The sequence below is a fragment of the Mesorhizobium sp. ES1-6 genome (genome assembly GCF_020164775.1).
Classification (GTDB): domain Bacteria; phylum Pseudomonadota; class Alphaproteobacteria; order Rhizobiales; family Rhizobiaceae; genus Mesorhizobium.
This window is the reverse complement of record NZ_JAIUGU010000007.1, coordinates 242,220-260,398: the sequence shown is the minus strand read 5'-3', so window position 1 is coordinate 260,398 and position 18,179 is coordinate 242,220. Positions and strand designations below refer to the sequence as shown.

Annotated in this window: 16 protein-coding genes and 1 tRNA gene; 9 read left to right on the top strand and 8 right to left on the bottom strand. The window is 64.1% G+C overall.

Annotated features, from left to right (window positions below):
- Nucleotides 1–97: 97 nt before the first annotated feature.
- The gene (locus LB564_RS19525; protein ID WP_224540173.1) at nucleotides 98–1,264 is read left to right on the top strand and encodes an aromatic ring-hydroxylating oxygenase subunit alpha; all 1,167 of its coding nucleotides are present in this window, start codon (nucleotides 98–100) and stop codon (nucleotides 1,262–1,264) included.
- Nucleotides 1,265–1,314: 50 nt separating this feature from the next.
- On the opposite strand, the gene LB564_RS19520 is transcribed toward LB564_RS19525, so the two are convergent.
- Nucleotides 1,315–2,514 carry an MFS transporter gene (locus LB564_RS19520; protein WP_224540172.1) on the bottom strand — a complete coding sequence of 400 codons (1,200 nt, stop codon included), beginning with the start codon at nucleotides 2,512–2,514 and terminating at the stop codon, nucleotides 1,315–1,317.
- A 235-nt stretch (nucleotides 2,515–2,749) separates the two neighbouring features.
- Here LB564_RS19520 and LB564_RS19515 point away from each other — a divergent pair, with 235 nt between their 5' ends.
- Nucleotides 2,750–3,748: a DUF1624 domain-containing protein gene (locus LB564_RS19515; protein WP_224540170.1), complete on the top strand. Its 999-nt coding sequence runs from the start codon at nucleotides 2,750–2,752 to the stop codon at nucleotides 3,746–3,748.
- On the top strand, nucleotides 3,745–4,233 hold the full coding sequence (locus LB564_RS19510; RefSeq protein WP_140701755.1) for a methyltransferase family protein: 489 nt from the start codon (nucleotides 3,745–3,747) through the stop codon (nucleotides 4,231–4,233). Before LB564_RS19515 ends, LB564_RS19510 begins: the two co-directional genes overlap by 4 nt.
- Nucleotides 4,234–4,294: 61 nt before the next feature.
- Here LB564_RS19510 and LB564_RS19505 read toward each other — a convergent pair whose 3' ends face one another.
- Nucleotides 4,295–4,681 carry a MerR family transcriptional regulator gene (locus LB564_RS19505; protein ID WP_006203215.1) on the bottom strand — a complete coding sequence of 129 codons (387 nt, stop codon included), beginning with the start codon at nucleotides 4,679–4,681 and terminating at the stop codon, nucleotides 4,295–4,297.
- A 136-nt stretch (nucleotides 4,682–4,817) separates the two neighbouring features.
- The gene (mgtE, locus tag LB564_RS19500) at nucleotides 4,818–6,230 is read right to left on the bottom strand and encodes a magnesium transporter (protein ID WP_140701756.1); all 1,413 of its coding nucleotides are present in this window, start codon (nucleotides 6,228–6,230) and stop codon (nucleotides 4,818–4,820) included.
- Nucleotides 6,231–6,655: 425 nt separating this feature from the next.
- Here mgtE and LB564_RS19495 point away from each other — a divergent pair, with 425 nt between their 5' ends.
- The 5 genes from LB564_RS19495 to sucD all read left to right on the top strand — a co-directional run bounded on the left by LB564_RS19495 (nucleotide 6,656) and on the right by sucD (nucleotide 11,695).
- Nucleotides 6,656–7,276 (top strand): response regulator transcription factor, encoded by a 621-nt coding sequence (locus LB564_RS19495; protein WP_224540211.1) that lies wholly within the window; start codon nucleotides 6,656–6,658, stop codon nucleotides 7,274–7,276.
- A 137-nt stretch (nucleotides 7,277–7,413) separates the two neighbouring features.
- Entirely contained in the window at nucleotides 7,414–8,604 is a 1,191-nt protein-coding gene (locus LB564_RS19490; RefSeq protein ID WP_140701758.1) for an aminotransferase class V-fold PLP-dependent enzyme, read from the top strand.
- Between the two features lie 12 nt (nucleotides 8,605–8,616).
- Complete coding sequence (locus tag LB564_RS19485; RefSeq protein ID WP_140701759.1) at nucleotides 8,617–9,579, top strand: HpcH/HpaI aldolase/citrate lyase family protein; 963 nt, start codon at nucleotides 8,617–8,619, stop codon at nucleotides 9,577–9,579.
- Nucleotides 9,580–9,599: 20 nt separating this feature from the next.
- A complete protein-coding gene (locus LB564_RS19480; RefSeq protein ID WP_224540168.1) occupies nucleotides 9,600–10,781 on the top strand; it encodes a malate--CoA ligase subunit beta in 1,182 nt (393 codons plus the stop codon).
- Nucleotides 10,782–10,795: 14 nt separating this feature from the next.
- Nucleotides 10,796–11,695, top strand: a complete 900-nt coding sequence (gene sucD / locus LB564_RS19475; RefSeq protein WP_224540167.1) for a succinate--CoA ligase subunit alpha — start codon at nucleotides 10,796–10,798, stop codon at nucleotides 11,693–11,695.
- Nucleotides 11,696–11,896: 201 nt separating this feature from the next.
- On the opposite strand, the gene LB564_RS19470 is transcribed toward sucD, so the two are convergent.
- Nucleotides 11,897–11,981 (bottom strand) — tRNA-Leu (locus tag LB564_RS19470).
- A 180-nt stretch (nucleotides 11,982–12,161) separates the two neighbouring features.
- Between LB564_RS19470 and lipB the strand changes: the two genes are divergently transcribed.
- Nucleotides 12,162–12,905, top strand: a complete 744-nt coding sequence (gene lipB, locus LB564_RS19465; RefSeq protein ID WP_140701762.1) for a lipoyl(octanoyl) transferase LipB — start codon at nucleotides 12,162–12,164, stop codon at nucleotides 12,903–12,905.
- Between the two features lie 95 nt (nucleotides 12,906–13,000).
- Here lipB and LB564_RS19460 read toward each other — a convergent pair whose 3' ends face one another.
- The 4 genes from LB564_RS19460 to proS all read right to left on the bottom strand — a co-directional run bounded on the left by LB564_RS19460 (nucleotide 13,001) and on the right by proS (nucleotide 18,029).
- Nucleotides 13,001–14,251 carry a site-2 protease family protein gene (locus LB564_RS19460; RefSeq protein ID WP_224540165.1) on the bottom strand — a complete coding sequence of 417 codons (1,251 nt, stop codon included), beginning with the start codon at nucleotides 14,249–14,251 and terminating at the stop codon, nucleotides 13,001–13,003.
- A 486-nt stretch (nucleotides 14,252–14,737) separates the two neighbouring features.
- Entirely contained in the window at nucleotides 14,738–15,466 is a 729-nt protein-coding gene (locus LB564_RS19455) for an ABC transporter ATP-binding protein (protein WP_224540163.1), read from the bottom strand.
- Nucleotides 15,418–16,704, bottom strand: a complete 1,287-nt coding sequence (locus LB564_RS19450) for a lipoprotein-releasing ABC transporter permease subunit (RefSeq protein WP_224540161.1) — start codon at nucleotides 16,702–16,704, stop codon at nucleotides 15,418–15,420. The genes LB564_RS19455 and LB564_RS19450 overlap by 49 nt, the downstream gene beginning before the upstream one ends.
- Nucleotides 16,701–18,029: a proline--tRNA ligase gene (gene proS, locus LB564_RS19445; protein ID WP_224540159.1), complete on the bottom strand. Its 1,329-nt coding sequence runs from the start codon at nucleotides 18,027–18,029 to the stop codon at nucleotides 16,701–16,703. The genes LB564_RS19450 and proS overlap by 4 nt, the downstream gene beginning before the upstream one ends.
- Nucleotides 18,030–18,179 lie beyond the last annotated feature (150 nt).

Genomic DNA, 18,179 nt, shown 5'->3' with positions numbered 1-18,179 from the left:
CGCAGGAGCGTCGTATCGGCAAAACCGTTCCCATCCCGCCCTGATTGACAAACTTCATGGCCGGGTGTCGGCTGGCAACCCTCACAGGAAGCCAGCCATGCAGCCCAATGCCAGCGAGCGCGATCCCTATAACGGCCTGACTCGAACCGAGCCGACGCTGCCCTCATCGGCATATTGGGACCAGCAGAACTATCAGCTTGATCTCGATGCGATCTGGTACAGAAGCTGGCTGCTGGTCTGCCGCGAGGCCGATCTGGCCCAGCCGCTGGCCTTTCGCCGATTCCGCATCGGCACGCAGGACATCCTCGTGCTGCGCGACGACACTGGCGAGCTGCGCGCCTTCCACAACACCTGCCGCCATCGCGGCTCGCAGCTTTGCCAGGAGAGCGAAGGCCGGCTGAAGGCACGGCTGATCACCTGCCCCTATCACGCCTGGTCCTACTCGCTGCGCGGCGATCTTGTGCGCGTGCCGTCGAAATCGCTGCCCGACGGCTTCGACAAGGCCGATCACCCGCTCTACCGCGTCGCGCTCTCGGTGTGGCGGGGTTTCGTCTTCGTCAATCTGCGGGAAGACGCGGACGGCTCGGCGCAATCCTCCTTCGATCCCGCTTCCGGCAACCTGGGCAACTGGCCGCTCGAATCGCTGGTCTCAGGCCATGTGCTGCGCAAGGTGATGCACTGCAACTGGAAGATCTTTTGGGAGAACTTCAACGAGTGCCTGCATTGCCCGGGTGTTCACAGGGATCTGTCGCGGCTGGTGCCGATCTATGGCCGCGGTCTGATGAGCCGGCATGACGACCCCGAATGGGTGCGCCACGCCGACAATGACGCGCCGGAATTTTCCGGCGGCTTGCGTGCTGGCGCGCAGACATGGTCGCGCGATGGCCAGGCGCATGGGCCGGTCTTCCCGGACTTGACGCCGGCTGAACGCAGCGCCGGCCAGACCTATGCCACCAGCCTGCCTTCGATGTTCATCGTCGGCCATGTCGACTATGTCAGGACCGTGCGCCTGGTGCCGCTCGGTCCCGAACAGACCGAGCTTGTCGCGGAGTGGCTGTTCGCGCCCGAGGCGTTGGCCGCGACCGACATCGACAACATCGTCGCCTTCGGCACACAGGTGCTGGAAGAGGACGCCGCCATCTGCGAGGTGAACCAGAGGGGCTTGCGCTCGATGCGTCATACGGCCGGCGTGCTGATGCCCGAGGAATATGAGTTGCACCGCTTCCACAATTGGGTGCGCGAGCGCCATGTTGCGGTGACATGAGGGTAGGTTGGGTTTCAGATCAGGCCGGCATCAGCTGAATATCGACATGCCTACAGGGATTTCGGCAGGTAGCGCCAAGTCATGAAGCCGCAAAACGCCGCCAGCAGGCTGAGCGTGACGAACACCGAGCCTAACCCGAAGAAGGCCAGCACCACCGAATAGACCAGCGGCGGCGTCAGTTCGGAAAAGTCGAGATAGGTGCGGTAGACCGCCGCCATCTGCGCCCGCTCATAGGAGCGCACCGAGCGCATGAAGGCGGTCGAGCCCAGCGCGTCGAGCGCGATGGTGAAGAAGGCGCCGCACAACAGGAAGGCGCCGGTCAGCAACGGCGCTGCCGCTCCGATCGTGCCGGCGGCCAGCAGCGCCGCCGACATGGCGAAATAGGCAAATGTCATCGTCCGCCGGCCGCCGAAGCGCTTGCCCGCCTTGCCCCAGAAGATCGCCATGAACAAGAGCGCGTTGCCGGCCGAGACCAGCAGGCCGCCAGCCAATTCGCCCTGCCCGGTGATGACCATGAACAGCGGCCCGTAGACGAAGAACGTCGTCCAGAAGCAGGAACGGCCAAAGGCGATCAGCCACGCCAACCTCAGTCTCGGCTGCGCGACGAAACGGCCGATATTGGCGAGCGGATTGGCCGGCCGCGTCTTGCCCGGACGGATCGACGGGTTGTCGCTCAGCCGATAGAACCAGAACAGGGCCAGCAAGGCGATCGCGAACACGGCCACCGCGCCATGCGCGGCGTAGATGCCGAAATGCGCGTAAAGAAAGATGCCGAGCGTCGGCCCGCAGGTCCAGGCAACCATCGACCACGCCATGCGCAGCGATTCGGCCTGCATGAAATCGGTCTTGCGGATGTGGTCCATGATGTAGAGGTTGAGGGTGATCGACAGCGCGCTGGCGCCCATGACGCGGCACAACATGCCGGCCAGTTGCCCGGCGAGCGTATGGGTAACGAAGAACAGCGAACCGATGGCGAGCAGGCAGGCGCCTGCCGTGTAGACCCAGCGCCGGGCAAAGCGGCGGATCAGCATCGGCATGAACAAGGTCACCGACAGGCCGATCAGCGACACGACCGTGTAGAGGATCGAGACGATCTGCTCATTGTGCAGGATTTCGTAGGCCTGGATCGGGATGACGCTCGACACCATGGCGCGGGCGAAGGATTCGACCGCGTAGAGCGAGGCGAAGGTGCGCGCATCCGCGGCCTTGAGGGCCGGAAGCCAGATCGGATGACGCACATGGGTGGACATTGCTTCCCCAAAGCAGAATCGTGGCACCAAATCTGCCGTGGGCATTTCAGGCCCATTAAGACGAAACCGACGCCCGCCCGGCAAAAGCGAAGCCGGTCAAAGGCTTTCCCGCGCTGGCCCAACCCGGCGGCTGGCACGGGCGCCGTCGCGCCGCCCAGGCCAGGGCGACCGGCCTTCTTCTATCCAGGGCAACCGTGATAGTCGTCTTGGAGAGGCTGAATCAGATCGCGAGACCATGAGCATCCACACGCCGACCGCACCCGCCCCTGAGCCATCGAAGCGCATCGTCGCCATCGATATCTTGCGCGGCATCGCGCTAATCGCGATGGCGAGCTACCATTTCACCTGGGATCTCGAATTCTTCGGCTACACCGATCCTGGCCTCACCGCCTTCGGCTGGTGGAAGTTCTACGCTCGCTGCATCGCCTCGACCTTCCTGTTCCTGGTCGGCGTCAGTCTCTATCTCGCCCATGGCCGGCAAATCCGCTGGAACGGTTTCTGGAAGCGGTTCGCCATGGTTGCGGGCGCGGCGGTCGCCATCTCCGTCGTTACCCGCATCGCCACGCCCGACGGTTTCATCTTTTTCGGCATCCTGCACGAGATCGCGCTCGCCAGCCTGCTTGGGCTCGTCTTCCTGCGCCTGCCGGCGCTGCTGACGCTTGTCGTCGCGGCACTCGTCATCGCGGCACCCGTCTACCTGCGCTTCGAGGCCCTCGATCATCCCTGGCTGTGGTGGATCGGCCTGTCTGCGATCAATCCGCGCTCCAACGATTACGTGCCGCTGTTTCCCTGGTTTGGCGCGGTGCTTACGGGCATTGCGGTGGCGAAATTCGCGTCCACATCAGGCATAAGGGCGCGTTTGGCGAAGCTGATGCCCGGACGCTGGTCGAACCCGCTGGTCTTCATCGGCCGCCACAGCCTGGCCTTCTACCTGATCCACCAGCCGCTGTTGATCGGCTGCGTCTGGCTGTTCTCGCAGGTGATGCCGGCGCAGGTCGAAACCCCGCAGGTCAATTTCCTCAAAACCTGCCAGCGCTCGTGCGAGCAGATGCGCAACGCAACCTTCTGTTCGAGCTATTGCGGCTGCATGCTCGAGACGCTCGAAGGTGAAGCGTCTCTTGATCGGCTCTTCAACAACGACCAGACTGCGGACTTCAGGGCGCATCTGTCCGATCTTGCAGCAACATGCACTGCCAAGACCGACGACAAGATGACGGAGGGAGGGACACAATGATCGAGCCGAAGCCTGGGACCGAACCGAAGCCTGGGCTGATACCGTGGCCGCCGGTGATCTACGTCGCCGCCATCCTCATCAGTGTCGCGCTTGGCCTCTACGTCCCCCTGCCCTGGATCGGCGATCTCCTGGGCGACATCCTGTTTGCCGCCGGCTGGGTGGCGTTGTTCGCCGTCGCCGTACTCTGGTTCACCGCGATCCGCACCATGATACGGGCCAGGACAACGCTCAATCCCAACGCCGTGCCCGATCATCTCGTCACCTCAGGCCCCTTCGGCGTCACCCGCAACCCGATGTACCTGGCCAACACGCTGATGCTGATCGGCGTCGCCTTTGTCTCGGGCATCGCCTGGTTCTTCCTGCTTGCCTTCGTCGCCGCCTTCCTGACACAGAAGGTCGCGATCGAGGGCGAGGAAAAAATCCTGGCGGCGAAATTCGGCAAGAAATACCGGGATTACGCCAAAAGAGTGCGGCGCTGGATTTGAGGCGGCGCGTGGTCGCCGGCAGGACAGCAGACTTCCGCGATCAGCCGGCACGCCCGAAGGCTCAGGTGTTGACACCCAGCTCGACCAGCCGCTCGACGCAGGACTCTTCGGCCTGGTCGAGTTCGGCCAGCGTCTCCTCGAGGTCGCGGCGCTTTTGCCGGAGATCCTCGCGCTTTTCCTCGATGCGCTTGATCATCAGCTTGAGCTGCCCGACCTCGCCCGGCGGCTCCTTGTACATCTGAATAATCTCGCGGATCTCGTTGATAGAGAAGCCGAGCCGTTTTCCCCGCATGATCTGCCGGATGAGATGGCGATCGGACGGTCGAAACAGACGCGTGCGGCCGCGCCGCACCGGCTGCACCAGCCCCTCGTCCTCGTAGAAACGCAGCGTCCGCGTCGACACGTCGAATTCGCGGGTCAGTTCAGTGATCGAATAATATTCCCGCATTGTCACTCCACGCCGGAATTCCGGGTGATCGCCATGCGTCCCCTTCCGTCCCGAACAAACCCTTTGCCATGCCGGAATCGACGTGGCACCCCGCACAAGCCTCGCACGGCATTTACGTAAAAGTCAATTGAGCCACTCACCCGGCGCCGAACCACCAGGTGGCGAGACCGAGGAAGGCAAAAAAGCCGACGACATCGGTGACCGTGGTGACGAAGACAGCCGAAGCGACCGCCGGATCGACCTTGAAGCGATCGAGCAGCAGCGGGATCAGGATGCCGGCGAGTGCGGCCACGAACATGTTGATGATCATGGCCGCCGCGATGATGCCGCCCAGATTGGGATCGTGGAACCAGACAGCCGCGACGATGCCGATCAGAATGGCGAAAACGATGCCGTTGATGAAGCCGACGCCCATTTCGCGGCGGATGATGCGGCCGGCATTGTAGATGTCGATTTCCTTGGTCGCCAGCGCCCGCACGGTGACGGTCATGGTCTGCGAACCGGCATTGCCGCCCATGCCGGCCACGATCGGCATCAGCACGGCGAGCGCCACGATCCGCTCGATCGTATGGTCGAACAGGCCGATCACCGATGCCGCCAGAAACGCCGTCAGCAGATTGACGAGCAGCCAGGGAACGCGCGAGCGCGAGGTCGCCAGAATGCTGTCGGAGAGCTCCTCGTCGCCGACGCCGCCCATGCGCAGCAGGTCTTCCTCCGCTTCCTGCTGGATGACGTCGACGACATCGTCGATGGTCAGCACGCCGACCAGCCGCTCGTTCTCGTCGACCACGGCGGCCGACAAGAGATCGTATTGTTCGAAGTCCCGCGCCGCCTCTTCCTGGTCCATGGTGGCCGGGATGGCGTGCCGCGTCTCATGCATGACCTCCTCGACCTTGACCGCGCGCTTGGTGCGCAGGATCTGGTCGAGATCGATTGCCCCCAGCAGCTTGAAGGTCGGATCGATGACGAAGATCTGGCTGAAGCGCTCGGGAAGGTTCTTGTCCTCGCGCATGTAGTCGATGGTCTGGCCGATGGTCCAGAAGGGCGGCACCGCGACGAACTCGGTCTGCATGCGCCGTCCGGCGGTCTCTTCCGGGTAGTCGAGCGAGCGGCGCAGCCTGATCCGCTCTGTGAACGGCAGCTGCGACAGGATCTCGTCCTGGTCCTCCGGCTCGAGGTCTTCGAGAATGTAGACCGCGTCGTCGGAATCGAGCTCCTGCACCGCCTGCGCGATCTGCGCATTGGGCAGGTTGTCGACGATATCCATGCGGATCGCCTCGTCGACCTCGGTCAAGGCGGAGAAGTCGAAGTCGGCGCCCAGCAACTCGACCAGGGCAAGCCGCTGTTCGGGCTGCAGTGCCTCGATGAGATCGCCAAGTTCCGACTGATGCAGGTCGTCGACTTCGCGCTTCAGGGTCAGCGTATCGCGGTCGGCGATCGCGGCACCGATCCGGGCAAGAAAGGAGGAAAGGACGGCACCGTCCTCGCCATAGATATCGGCGTGGGCGTCTTCAGCCGCCTTGGCGGGGGTCGTCTGCTTGTCCTCCACCAGCGCCTCCCGCCACTCCGGAAAAATTGCGTCTCAGCTCTAGTGCATCGGACCTTAAAGCGGAAACCGGTTTCGCGAAAAATCCGATGCAGCGGGCGCACAGACACGATTCGATTTGAGAACTTATCCCCCTAAGGCGCGGAATATCAAACGAAACGCGCGTTCAACGCTGCCCTTACAAAGGTATCGCTTATGCCCGGCCTGGCAATGTCCGCCCCGTCAAAAACCCCGGAAACCCGGTTCAGCGGGCGCGACAGAGCATGTCGCTGGGGAAAGAGCGTGTCTTCGCGGTAAGGGCAGAATTGTCATGATGCAGGTCCAGGGCTTCGCGCTGGGGCATGAGCAATGTTTGCAATCGGCCAGGGATAAAACAGCCCTTGAACAGCAAGCCCGGGAAAACGAGCAAGGCAATCGGCGACCGGCGCATGCGCATTGTCGTCGCCGAACGCAATCCGCTCGTCATATCGGCGCTGCGCGAAATGCTCGAATGCGACGGTCGTTTCGAATTGCTGGGCACGGCGCAGAGTGGCAAGCAGTTCCTGGACCTGGCGGCCGAAGGCGGGTTCGACGTTGCCGTCATCGGCTGGAAGCTCGCCGATATGGATGGCGCCGACGTGTTGGCCGAGGTCCAGAGCCGCAAGCTCAACGTCCGCATCGCGGTCTTTTCGAACGACCACGACATCGGCATCCTGAAACAGTGCGTGCGCCTGGGGGCCCAGGGCTACTGCTTCCAGTTCGACGATCCCGCCATCATCTTCGACACGATCCTGGCCGTCGCGCACGGCCGCATCTGCATTCCCTATATCGACATCAACAAGGTCAACGACACGCCTTTGTCCCGGCTTACGGTGCGCGAGCGCGAACTGCTGGCGGTGCTGTCCGACGGCTGGACCAATTTGCAGATCGCGACCCGGACCGGCATCTCGGAGAACACGGTGAAATACCACCTCAAGAATCTCTACGACAAGCTGGATGTCCGCAACCGCGCCATGGCGGTCGCGCTCTATTCGAGCGAAAAGCGCACCCATAAGCAGCCTTTCGGGTAGGGCGACCGGGTAGGCCAATCGGGTAGTCTTGCCCCACCCGCACGCGGCAAATTCTTACCCGCCAAGGTGTTGTCGGCATTAGCCGTCGAAACGAAACTCCCCATCACCGCTTTGCTGGATCAGGAGGAGTTCGCACCATGGCCGGTTTCACCCATCTTTTCATTCCCGGGCCGACCAACATCCCCGAGCAGGTGCGGCAGGCGATGAACCTTCCGATGGAGGACATGCGCGCGGGCTCCTTCCCCGACCTCACCTTGCCGCTGTTCGAGGACATCAAACGCGTCTTCAAGAACGAGACCGGCCGCGTCTTCATCTACCCGTCCTCCGGCACCGGTGCCTGGGAGGCGGCGATGACCAATGTGCTCAGCCCCGGCGACCGGGTGCTGATGTCACGCTTCGGCCAGTTCTCGCATCTGTGGGTCGACATGGCCGAGCGGCTCGGCTTCGAGGTCGACGTGATCGACTGCGAATGGGGAACCGGCGTTCCACTGGACCTCTATGCGGAGCGGCTGAAGGCCGACAAGACGCATCGCATCAAGGCCGTCTTCTGCACCCAGAACGAGACCGCGACCGGCGTCACCAGCGACGTCGCCGGCTGCCGCGCGGCGCTCGACGATGCGAACCACCCCGCTCTACTCTTCGTCGACGGCGTCTCGTCGATCGGCTCGATCGACTTCCGCCAGGAAGAATGGGGCGTCGATTGCGCCGTCAGCGGCTCGCAAAAAGGCTTCATGCTGCCGGCCGGCCTCGGCTTCCTGTCGGTCAGCAGGAAGGCGCTGATCGCCGCCAGGACCGCGACCCACCGGCGCTGCTTCTTCTCCTTCGAGGACATGATCCGCGCCAACGACGCCGGCTATTTCCCCTACACGCCGGCGACGCAATTGCTGCGCGGCCTGCGCGCCTCGCTCGACCTGATCGCCGAGGAAGGGCTGGAGACCATCTTCGCCCGTCACCATCGCCTCGCCGAAGGCGTGCGCAAGGCGGTCGATGCCTGGGGGCTGAAACTCTGCGCCAAGGCGCCGAAATGGCATTCCGACACGGTCAGCGCTATCCTGGTGCCGGATGGCATCGACAGCGGCGACGTCGTCAAGCGCGCCTACAGCGCCTACCAGACATCGCTCGGCGGCGGCCTCAACAAAGTGTTCGGCAAGGTGTTCCGCATCGGCCATCTCGGCTGGCTGAACGAGGTGATGGTGCTGGCATCGCTGTCGGCGGTCGAAATGGCGCTGCTCGATTGCGGCGTGCGGCTGGCGCCGGGCTCCGGTGTCGGCGCCGCCATCCAGCATTTCCGCGCCTCGGCCGCGCTGCCGGTCGCGGAAGCCGCCTGAGGGGGAGAGACGATGAGCCACACCATCAACCATCTCAGGAAACTGAGGCTCCAACGCAGCGAGCTGGCGGTTCCCGGCTCCAGCCCGGAGATGATCGACAAGGCGGCCAACAGCGCCGCCGACTTCGTCTTCCTCGACATCGAGGACGCGGTCGCGCCGCCCGACAAGGAACGCGCCCGCAAGAACATCATCCAGGCGCTGAACGACATCGACTGGCGCGCCAAGGGCAAGACCGTTTCGGTGCGCATCAACGGGCTCGACACCCACTATATGTACCGCGACGTCGTCGATGTGATGGAACAGGCCGGCGACCGGCTGGACACGATCCTGGTGCCGAAGGTCGGCGTGCCGGCCGATCTCTATATGGTCGAGGCCATGGTCAACCAGATCGAGATGGCCAAGGGCTTCAAGACCCGCGTCGGCCTGGAGGCGCTGATCGAGACCGCGCTCGGCATGGCCAATGTCGAGGCCATCGCCGCGACGCCAGGCCGGCTGGAAGCCATGCATTTCGGCGTTGCCGATTATGCCGCCTCAAACAAGGCGCGTACCGTCAACATTGGCGGCCTCAACCCCGACTATCCCGGCGACCAGTGGCATTTCGCCCTGTCACGCATGACCGTCGCCTGCCGCGCCTATGGTCTGCGCGCCATTGACGGGCCGTTCGGCGATTTCTCCGATCCTGAAGGCTACAAGGCGGCCGCCCGGCGCGCCGCAGCCCTCGGTATCGAAGGCAAATGGGCGATCCATCCCTCGCAGATTGCCTTGGCCAACGACGTGTTCTCGCCGCCGGAGAAGGAAGTCACCCGCGCCCGCCGCATCCTGGAGGTGCTGAAGGAGGCGGAGGCGCAGGGCAAGGGAGCAGCAGCACTCGATGGCAAGATGATCGACGCCGCGTCGGAACGCATGGCCAGGAACGTTCTGGTGGTCAACGACGCCATCGAACGCGCCGGCCAGACATACGCCGCCGCACTTTGAGGATTGGGGAGGAGAAAAGAATGGACATCCACGAATATCAGGCCAAGGAACTGCTCGCCCGGCATGGCATCCACGTGCCGCGCGGAGGGCTGGCCTATAGCCCCGAACAGGCGACTTACCGGGCGCGCGAGATTGGCGGCGGCAAATGGGTGCTGAAGGCGCAGGTTCATTCCGGCGCGCGCGGCAAGGCCGGCGGCATCAAGCTTTGTTCCAATGACGAGGAGATTTCCAGCGCCGCCGAGGCCATGCTCGGGCGTAAGCTGGTGACCCACCAGACCGGCCCGCGCGGCAAGCTGATCTCGCGCCTCTATCTCGAGGAAGCCGTCGACATCGCGCAGGAGCTTTATCTCGGCTTCGTGCTCGACCGCAAGGAAGAGCGCGTCATGATCGTGGCCTCGGCCGCCGGCGGCATGGAGATCGAGGAGATCGCCGAGAAGGCGCCCGATTCGATCATCCGCGCCACCGTCGACCCAGGCGTCGGCATGCAGCGCTTCCAGGCGCGCGAGATCGCCTTCGGGCTCGGGCTGGAGGACAGCCTGATCGGCAAGGCGACCGAGACCATCTTCAGCTGCTACCAGGTGTTCCGCGATTACGACGCCTCGATGCTGGAGATCAACCCGCTGGTGGTGACCCGCGACGGCAGCCTGGTCGCGCTCGATGCGAAAATGTCGTTCGACGAGAACGCGCTGTTTCGGCGGCCGGAAATCTCCGAATTGCGCGACAAGAGCCAGGAAGACCCGCGCGAAACTTTCGCCAGCGACCGCGGCCTCTCCTATGTCGGCCTCGACGGCAATATCGGCTGCATCATCAACGGCGCCGGGCTCGCCATGGCGACGATGGACATGATCAAGATCGCCGGCGGCGAACCGGCCAACTTCCTTGACATCGGCGGCGGCGCTTCGCCCGAGCGTGTGGCGAAATCCTTCCGCGCCGTGCTCGGCGACAAGAATGTCGAGACCATCCTGGTCAACATCTTCGCCGGCATCAACCGCTGCGACTGGGTTGCCGAAGGCGTCATCAAGGCGATCCGCGAGGTCGGCGTCAACGTGCCGCTGGTGGTGCGGCTCTCCGGCACCAGGGCCGAGGAAGGGCGCAGGATCCTGGCCGATTCCGGCGAGGCGGTGATCGTCGCCGACACGCTCGCCGAAGCCGCCGAAAAAGCCGTCGCCGCCTGGCGCGCGGCCAAGAAAAAAGCAGCCTGAGGGAGGACAGAAAAATGGCAATCCTGCTCAACCGCGGCACGCGCGTCATCGTGCAAGGTTTCACCGGCAAGATCGGCAGCTTCCATGCCGAGGACATGAAGCGCTACGGCACCAAGCTCGTCGGCGGCGTCACCCCCGGCAAGGGCGGCCAGACGCATCTCGGCCTGCCCGTCTTCAACACCGTAAAGGGCGCGGTGCGCGAGACCCGCGCCGAGGCCAGCATCGTCTTCGTGCCGCCGCCCTTCGCCGCCGATTCGATCATGGAGGCGGCGGATGCGGGGATAAAGCTCTGCGTCTGCATCACCGACGGCATCCCCTCGCAGGACATGATGCAGGTCAAGCGCTACATGCGCCGCTACCGCTTCGAGGACCGCATGCGGCTGGTCGGGCCGAACTGCGCCGGCATGATCACGCCCGGACAGGCGCTGATGGGCATCATGCCCGGCTCGATCTACCTGCCCGGCCGCATCGGCATCGTCGGCCGCTCGGGAACGCTGGGCTACGAGGCCGCCTCGCAGATGAAGGCGCTCGGCATCGGCGTCTCGACCAGCGTCGGCATCGGCGGCGATCCGATCAACGGCTCCTCCTTCAAGGACATTCTGAAGCTGTTCGAGCAGGACGACGAGACCGACGCCGTGGTGATGATCGGCGAGATCGGCGGACCGCAGGAAGCCGAAGCCGCGATCTGGGCGCGCGACAACATGCGAAAGCCGCTGATCGCCTACATAGCTGGTTTGTCCGCCCCAAAAGGCCGCCGCATGGGCCATGCCGGCGCCATCATCTCGGCCTTCGGCGAGTCCGCGCAGGAGAAGGTCGAGATCCTGAAAGAAGCCGGGGTGATTATCGTGCCGACGCCGTCGTCGTTTGGCGAGGTGGTGGCCGACACGCTGGCGCGGATGAAGAAGGCGGCGTGAGTCAGGATCGGGCGAATTCAGGCAGTTCGAAGACACAGAACGGCGGTCATGGCACGACGCGCCGCCGCTTCGTTTAAAGAGCCGGTGGCTGCATCAAGGCGTTCACGCCGGCACAGCGCGACCGAAGGATTTGGACGAGAGGCGGGTCCCTGGCACGATCGGGAGCTGCCGCTAGAGAACAGAGATTTGCCAGGGAGAAAATGGTGCGGTCGAGAAGACTCGAACTTCCACGGGTTGCCCCACAGCGACCTCAACGCTGCGCGTCTACCAATTCCGCCACGACCGCACGTGGTAGGAGCCGGAACCGACCGGCTCGCGGCGTGTAGCAAATCGTTTCCAGCGAAACAAGTGCGCAATGCGCAATAATCCCAGGCGATTGGCATAACGGTCCACAGGATTGGAATGAGCGCCCCGAACTGGACGTTTGCGCCCGATATCGCCATATGGAGGCAACACGAGACACGTCATGACAGAACGCAGCCAGATCGCCACGTCGTTCCTGCCCCTGCCCGGTTCGGCGCCGGTCGAATGGCTGGTCCAGCCCGGCCTCACCGCCTATCCCGACGCGCTTGCCTTCATGGAGGCGCGCGCCGAGGCGATCCGTAGCGGGGCCGCCGGAGAGATGGTCTGGCTGGTCGAGCATCCGCCCCTCTACACCGCCGGCACCAGCGCCCGCATCGAGGACCTGATCGAACCCGACCGCTTCCCGGTCTTTTCGGCAGGACGGGGCGGCGAATACACCTATCATGGACCCGGCCAGCGGGTTGCCTATGTCATGCTCGACCTGAAGCGCCGGCGCGAGGACGTGCGCGCCTTCGTCGCCGCGCTCGAACAATGGATCATCGGCACGCTCGCCGCCTTCAACGTGCGCGGGGAACGCCGCGAGGACCGGGTCGGCGTCTGGGTGGTGCGGCCGGACCGCCCTGCTTTGCCCGACGGTTCACCGGCCGAGGACAAGATCGCGGCGATCGGCATCCGGCTGCGGCGCTGGGTGAGCTTTCACGGCATCGCCATCAATGTCGAGCCGGACCTCGCCCATTTCGGCGGCATCGTGCCATGCGGTGTGCAGGATCACGGCGTCACCAGCCTCGTCGACCTTGGCCTGCCCCTGACCATGGCCGATCTCGACCTGGCACTGAAATCCGCTTTCGAGGATGTGTTCGGTGCCGCCGCGGCCTTGCCCGCCGAAGCGGCCCGCAAGACCGGCTGACCCTCTCGGTCTGAGAACTGCCTAAGGTGTGTTGAGATTCAGGTCAGGCCGAGCCCACCGTTTGCAGGTCGGCATCACCTGAATATCGACACACCTTAGATCAGCTGGGCGGAAGCCCACAGCACGCCGCAGCCATGGATGGCGAACGCCGCCAGCAAGGCGCCCGCGAGGGCAATACGATCGAAGGTGCCGATCGGCTCCAGTTCGTGACGTGGCTTCACCCCGCTGCCGACGGTGAGCAGGCTGAGGACCGAAAACACCGCACCGGCCGCCAGCAGGAAACCCAGGGAAAAGCCAGCCTGCCAGCCAAGCGCCAGAAAGGCAGACAGCAGGAAGAACGACGCCAGCGCGAGCACGATCGGCCCCGGGCAGATCTGGCGCAGCACCTGACCGCCGTCGAATTTCCACACCGGCACCAGATTGGCGATGTTGAACAGGGCCGCGCAGCCTGCCAGCGCCGCCAGCAGCGCGGCCGCCACCTTGTGGCCCTCCTCGCCGGCAAACACGCTGGCGGCAATGACGATCGGCACCAGGAAGGCGGAGAACCCCGCCCCCATCAACGCCACGAAGGCCACTTCGAAACGGCTGTTGTAGGGCCGGCCGCCAATGGCGATGCCGCCGAGCAGCGGGATGAAGATCATCCGCACCCTGCGATGGCCGGTCAGCCGGAACGCCGCCATGTGGCCGAGTTCATGCAGCGCCACCACCGATGTCAGGATCGCGGCCAACGCCAGCCCGCCGAGATGGAGGCCGAAGAACGGCCACAGGATCAACGCCGACAGCACGGCAAAGCCGACCTGGCTCAACGGATGCTCGAACCAGCCACCCTTGCGGTACTGCCCGGTTACCGCCCAACGCTGCAGCTTGGAGAGCTCCCGACGCATGGCGAAGTAGCGAAACACCAGAAGGGCAACGCCACGGTAGCGGTCGGTCCGGCCGAGTGTCACGCGCGTGGCGCTGCCCTCCGAAACCAGTTCGGCGGTCTCGCTGTAATCCTTCCAGAACGAGGCATCGAGCGCGGTGTCCTCGATCACCCGCATCGAGAAGCGGCTGCCCTCGACGACATCTTCGAACCGCGCCCTGCGCTGGATCGGCTTGCCGTCGCGGCCTTCCCACGACAGCATGATGCGGCCCACGCCCTCTTCGTCCAGCGGCTGCGCCGACAGGATCTCGCCGGACCAGCCGGCATCGCTGCCAAGCGGCCACAGCGCCTGCCACAGGCGCTGCCGGTCCATTGCCACGATGCGGCTCGACCGGACCGTGCGCAAACCAAGCGGCACCGTCATCAAGAGAAAGATCAGCCCGAGATTGCTGGCCACCAGAATGGCCGTGACGATGGGCGACACCTGGACATTGCTCCCTGCCTTGGAAGCGCATCCTAACTTTGCCGCGGCAAGAAAAGCTTAACGGCGGAGCGCCCTTCGCCATCGAGGAACAGCGACGGCGGGCGCCGCCAAATCACATGGCTCCGATCCAGATCGCCATGGAAACAAGGAAGGCACTCATGCAAACCAGCGAGACGACATCCTGAACCAGATCGGTCATAACTCTCTCCTGTTGTTGTTATGTTCGCAATTTGTTCTAATTTTGTTTCAATGTCAACGCACCTCAAAGCCCCCGGATGCGAATTCGTGGGGAGTCGGTTTCGCAGGGTTAAGAAAAGGTTGATGGAGATTTCTCGGCGCGATTCGAGGCGCGTCGAGATTCGGACCAGGCCGAACCGAGGATGGTAGGTTCCGAGAACCGGAACGGAGCGTACTTAACGTACGTGAGTAACGGAAGCGCAGGAACCTGCCATCCGCAGGCCGGCCTCATCCGAATATCGGCGTGCCTTAAAGCGGCACCACCTTGCCGTCGGCGAGCGTCACGCGCCGGTCCATGCGCGAGGCCAGTTCGTGATTGTGGGTGGCGATCAGCGCGGCGAGCCCCGATTGCCGGACCAGCGCCTCCAGCGCCTCGAAGACGTAGGAAGCGGTGACCGGGTCGAGATTGCCGGTCGGCTCGTCGGCAAGCAGCACCAGCGGCGCGTTGGCGACCGCGCGCGCGATGGCGACGCGCTGCTGTTCGCCGCCGGACAGCTCGGATGGCCGGTGCGACGCTCGCTTGCCGATCTGCATGTAGTCGAGCAGCTGCGCCGCGCGTTCGGCCGCTTCCTTACGCGACAGCCCCTTGATGAGCTGCGGCATCATGATGTTTTCAAGCGCCGAAAACTCCGGCAGCAAATGGTGGAACTGATAGACGAAGCCGACGTCGTTGCGGCGGATCGAGGTGCGCTCGTCGTCGGACAGCCGGCCGCAGGCCCGGCCGGACAGGATCACGTCGCCGGCGTCGGGGCGTTCCAGCAGGCCAGCGGTGTGCAGCAGCGTCGACTTGCCGGTGCCGGACGGCGCCACCAGCGCCACCATCTCGCCGCGCCGCAGCGAGAAATCGGCGCCGTTCAGGATGGTGAGCTTGCGCGGCCCCTGGACATAGTGCCGCTCGACGCTCTTCAGCTCGATAATGACCTCGGCCACTACTCGTACCTCAAGGCTTCGACCGGATCGAGGCGGGCGGCCCGCCATGCGGGAAACACGGTTGCCAGGAAGGACAGCGCCAGCGCCATGATGATGACATAGGTCGTCTCGCGCGGATCCATCTTGGCCGGCAACTGGCTGAGGAAATAGAGCTCCGGATTGAACAGCACCTTGCCGGTCATCCAGGAGAAGAACTGGCGGATCGATTCGATGTTGGTGCAGATGACGACGCCGAGCAGCACGCCGGCGAGCGTGCCGGTGACGCCGATCGCGGCTCCCGTCATCAGGAAGATGCGCAGGATGGCGCCGCGTGAGGCGCCCATGGTGCGCAGGATGGCGATGTCGTGCCCCTTGTCCTTCACCAGCATGATCAGCCCGGAAATGATGTTGAGCGCCGCCACCAGCACGATCAGCGTCAGGATCATGAACATGACGTTGCGCTCGACCTGCAGCGCGGAAAAGAAGGTTTCGTTGCGCTGGCGCCAGTCGACCATGTCGATCGGCCGCTGCGCCGCCGCCTCCACCTTCGGCTTCAGCGCGTCGACATCGTCGGGATTGTCGACATAGATCTCGATCGTCTGCGCCCGGCCGTCCATGTTGAAATAGAGCTGCGCTTCGGAGAACGGCATATAGACGATGGAGGTGTCATATTCCGACATGCCGACTTCGAAGATCGCCGATATCTTGTAGCCCTTCATGCGCGGCGTCGTGCCGATCGGCGTCACGTCGCCATCCGGCGAGATGAGCGTGATGGTATCGCCCAGCGTCAGGCCGAGATTCTCGGCCATGCGCTTGCCGATGGCCACGCCCTCGCCGGTATCGAAATCGGCGAGCGTGCCTTGCTTGATGTTGCTGGCCACGATGGCGATCTTGCCGAGATCTTCGCCCCTGATACCGCGCACCAGCGCGCCGGTGCCGCCACCGACATTGCCTTGCGCCAGCACCTGGCCATCGATCAGTGGAATGGCGTATTTGACGCCCGGTACACCGTTGATGCGGGCCGCGACCTGGGCGTAGTCCTCAAGCGGAGAATCGAGCGGCTGCACGATCAGATGGCCGTTGACGCCAAGGATGCGCGTCAAGAGCTCGGCGCGAAACCCGTTCATCACGGCCATGACAACGATCAGCGTCGCCACCCCCAGCATGATGCCGAGGAAGGAGATCGAGGCGATCACCGAGATCACCGTCTCCTTGCGCCGCGAACGCAAATAGCGCCACGCGACCGTGCGTTCGAAGATGGAAAACGGCCCGGCGCCCGCCGATCTCGCTGCCGCCGCCTCGCTCATGCGGCGGCACCGAAGCGTTTCGCCGCGTCGGCGATCGGCAGCGTCACGCGCTCACCGGTCTTGCGGTTCTTGATCTCGACTTCGCCGGCGGCCACGCCGCGCGGGCCGACGATCACCTGCCAGGGCAGGCCGATCAGGTCGGCCGTGGCGAACTTGCCGCCCGGCCGCTGGTCGGTGTCGTCGTAGAGCACGTCCTTGCCGGCGGCGGTGAAGGCGGCGTTGAGCTCTTCGCAGACGCGGTCGCAGTCGGCGTCGCCCGCCTTCATGTTGATCAGGCCGATATCGAACGGCGCCACGGCATCGGGCCAGATGATGCCGTTCTCGTCGTGACTGGCCTCGATGATCGCCGCCACCAGCCGCGACGGGCCGATACCGTAGGAGCCGCCCGAGGCGAAATGATCCTTGCCGTCGGGCCCGGTCACCTTGGCGCCCATGGGCTTGGAATATTTTTCGCCGAAGTGGAAGATGTGTCCGACCTCGATGCCGCGCGCCGACACCTGGTCGGCTGACGGAACCTTCTCCCAGGCCGCTTCGTCATGCATCTCGTCGGTGGCGGCGTAAGGCGTCGTCCAAATCTTGACGATATCGGCGATCTCCCCGTCATCGGCGAAATCGGTGTTGGCGCCGGGCACGGCGAGCGACAGGTAATCGCGATGGCAGAAGACCTGGCTTTCGCCGGTGTCGGCCAGGATGATGAATTCGTGGCTGAGATCGCCGCCGATCGGCCCGGTGTCGGCCCGCATCGGGATGGCCTGCAGCCCCATGCGCGTGAAGGTCCTGAGGTAGGAGACGAACATCCTGTTATAGGCGGCCCGCGCTCCCTCGAAGTCGAGATCGAAGGAATAGGCGTCCTTCATCAGGAATTCGCGCGAACGCATGACGCCGAAGCGCGGCCGCACCTCGTCACGGAACTTCCACTGGATATGGTAGAGGTTGAGCGGCAGGTCCTTGTAGGACTTGACGTAGGCGCGAAAAATCTCGGTGACCATTTCCTCGTTGGTCGGACCGTAGAGCATGTCGCGGTCCTGCCGGTCCTTGATGCGCAGCATCTCCTTGCCGTAGTCGTTGTAACGACCGCTCTCGCGCCAAAGATCGGCCGACTGGATGGTCGGCATCAGGATCTCCAGCGCGCCAGCGCGGTTCTGCTCCTCGCGGATGATCTTGCAGACCTTGTCCAGCACCCGCTTGCCCAATGGCAGCCAGGAAAAACTGCCCTGCCCCTGCTGGCGAATCATGCCGGCGCGCAGCATCAGCCGATGCGAGACGATTTCGGCCTCGCGCGGATTTTCTTTGAGGATAGGCAGGAAATAGCGCGACAAACGCATGGACTGGTCCGTGAATGAGAATGGCCACGCCAGAATCGACGCGGCGCAGGCTTGCTTGCCCCGGCTTCATAGCGATTTCATGACGGAATGGAAACCCGGACATGCCGGCACATCGGCCGCTTCCGGCCCGGAATCCCTCGCTTCCGGATA

Excerpts from the sequence above, each read along its gene's own strand:
- LB564_RS19525 (WP_224540173.1), top strand. The coding sequence starts at position 98 with ATGCAGCCCAATGCCAGCGAGCGCGATCCCTATAACGGCCTGACTCGA.
- LB564_RS19520 (WP_224540172.1), bottom strand. The coding sequence starts at position 2,514 with ATGTCCACCCATGTGCGTCATCCGATCTGGCTTCCGGCCCTCAAGGCC.
- LB564_RS19515 (WP_224540170.1), top strand. The coding sequence starts at position 2,750 with ATGAGCATCCACACGCCGACCGCACCCGCCCCTGAGCCATCGAAGCGC.
- LB564_RS19510 (WP_140701755.1), top strand. The coding sequence starts at position 3,745 with ATGATCGAGCCGAAGCCTGGGACCGAACCGAAGCCTGGGCTGATACCG.
- LB564_RS19505 (WP_006203215.1), bottom strand. The coding sequence starts at position 4,681 with ATGCGGGAATATTATTCGATCACTGAACTGACCCGCGAATTCGACGTG.
- LB564_RS19495 (WP_224540211.1), top strand. The coding sequence starts at position 6,656 with ATGCGCATTGTCGTCGCCGAACGCAATCCGCTCGTCATATCGGCGCTG.
- LB564_RS19490 (WP_140701758.1), top strand. The coding sequence starts at position 7,414 with ATGGCCGGTTTCACCCATCTTTTCATTCCCGGGCCGACCAACATCCCC.
- LB564_RS19485 (WP_140701759.1), top strand. The coding sequence starts at position 8,617 with ATGAGCCACACCATCAACCATCTCAGGAAACTGAGGCTCCAACGCAGC.
- LB564_RS19480 (WP_224540168.1), top strand. The coding sequence starts at position 9,600 with ATGGACATCCACGAATATCAGGCCAAGGAACTGCTCGCCCGGCATGGC.
- sucD (WP_224540167.1), top strand. The coding sequence starts at position 10,796 with ATGGCAATCCTGCTCAACCGCGGCACGCGCGTCATCGTGCAAGGTTTC.
- lipB (WP_140701762.1), top strand. The coding sequence starts at position 12,162 with ATGACAGAACGCAGCCAGATCGCCACGTCGTTCCTGCCCCTGCCCGGT.
- LB564_RS19455 (WP_224540163.1), bottom strand. The coding sequence starts at position 15,466 with ATGGCGGGCCGCCCGCCTCGATCCGGTCGAAGCCTTGAGGTACGAGTA.
- LB564_RS19450 (WP_224540161.1), bottom strand. The coding sequence starts at position 16,704 with ATGAGCGAGGCGGCGGCAGCGAGATCGGCGGGCGCCGGGCCGTTTTCC.
- proS (WP_224540159.1), bottom strand. The coding sequence starts at position 18,029 with ATGCGTTTGTCGCGCTATTTCCTGCCTATCCTCAAAGAAAATCCGCGC.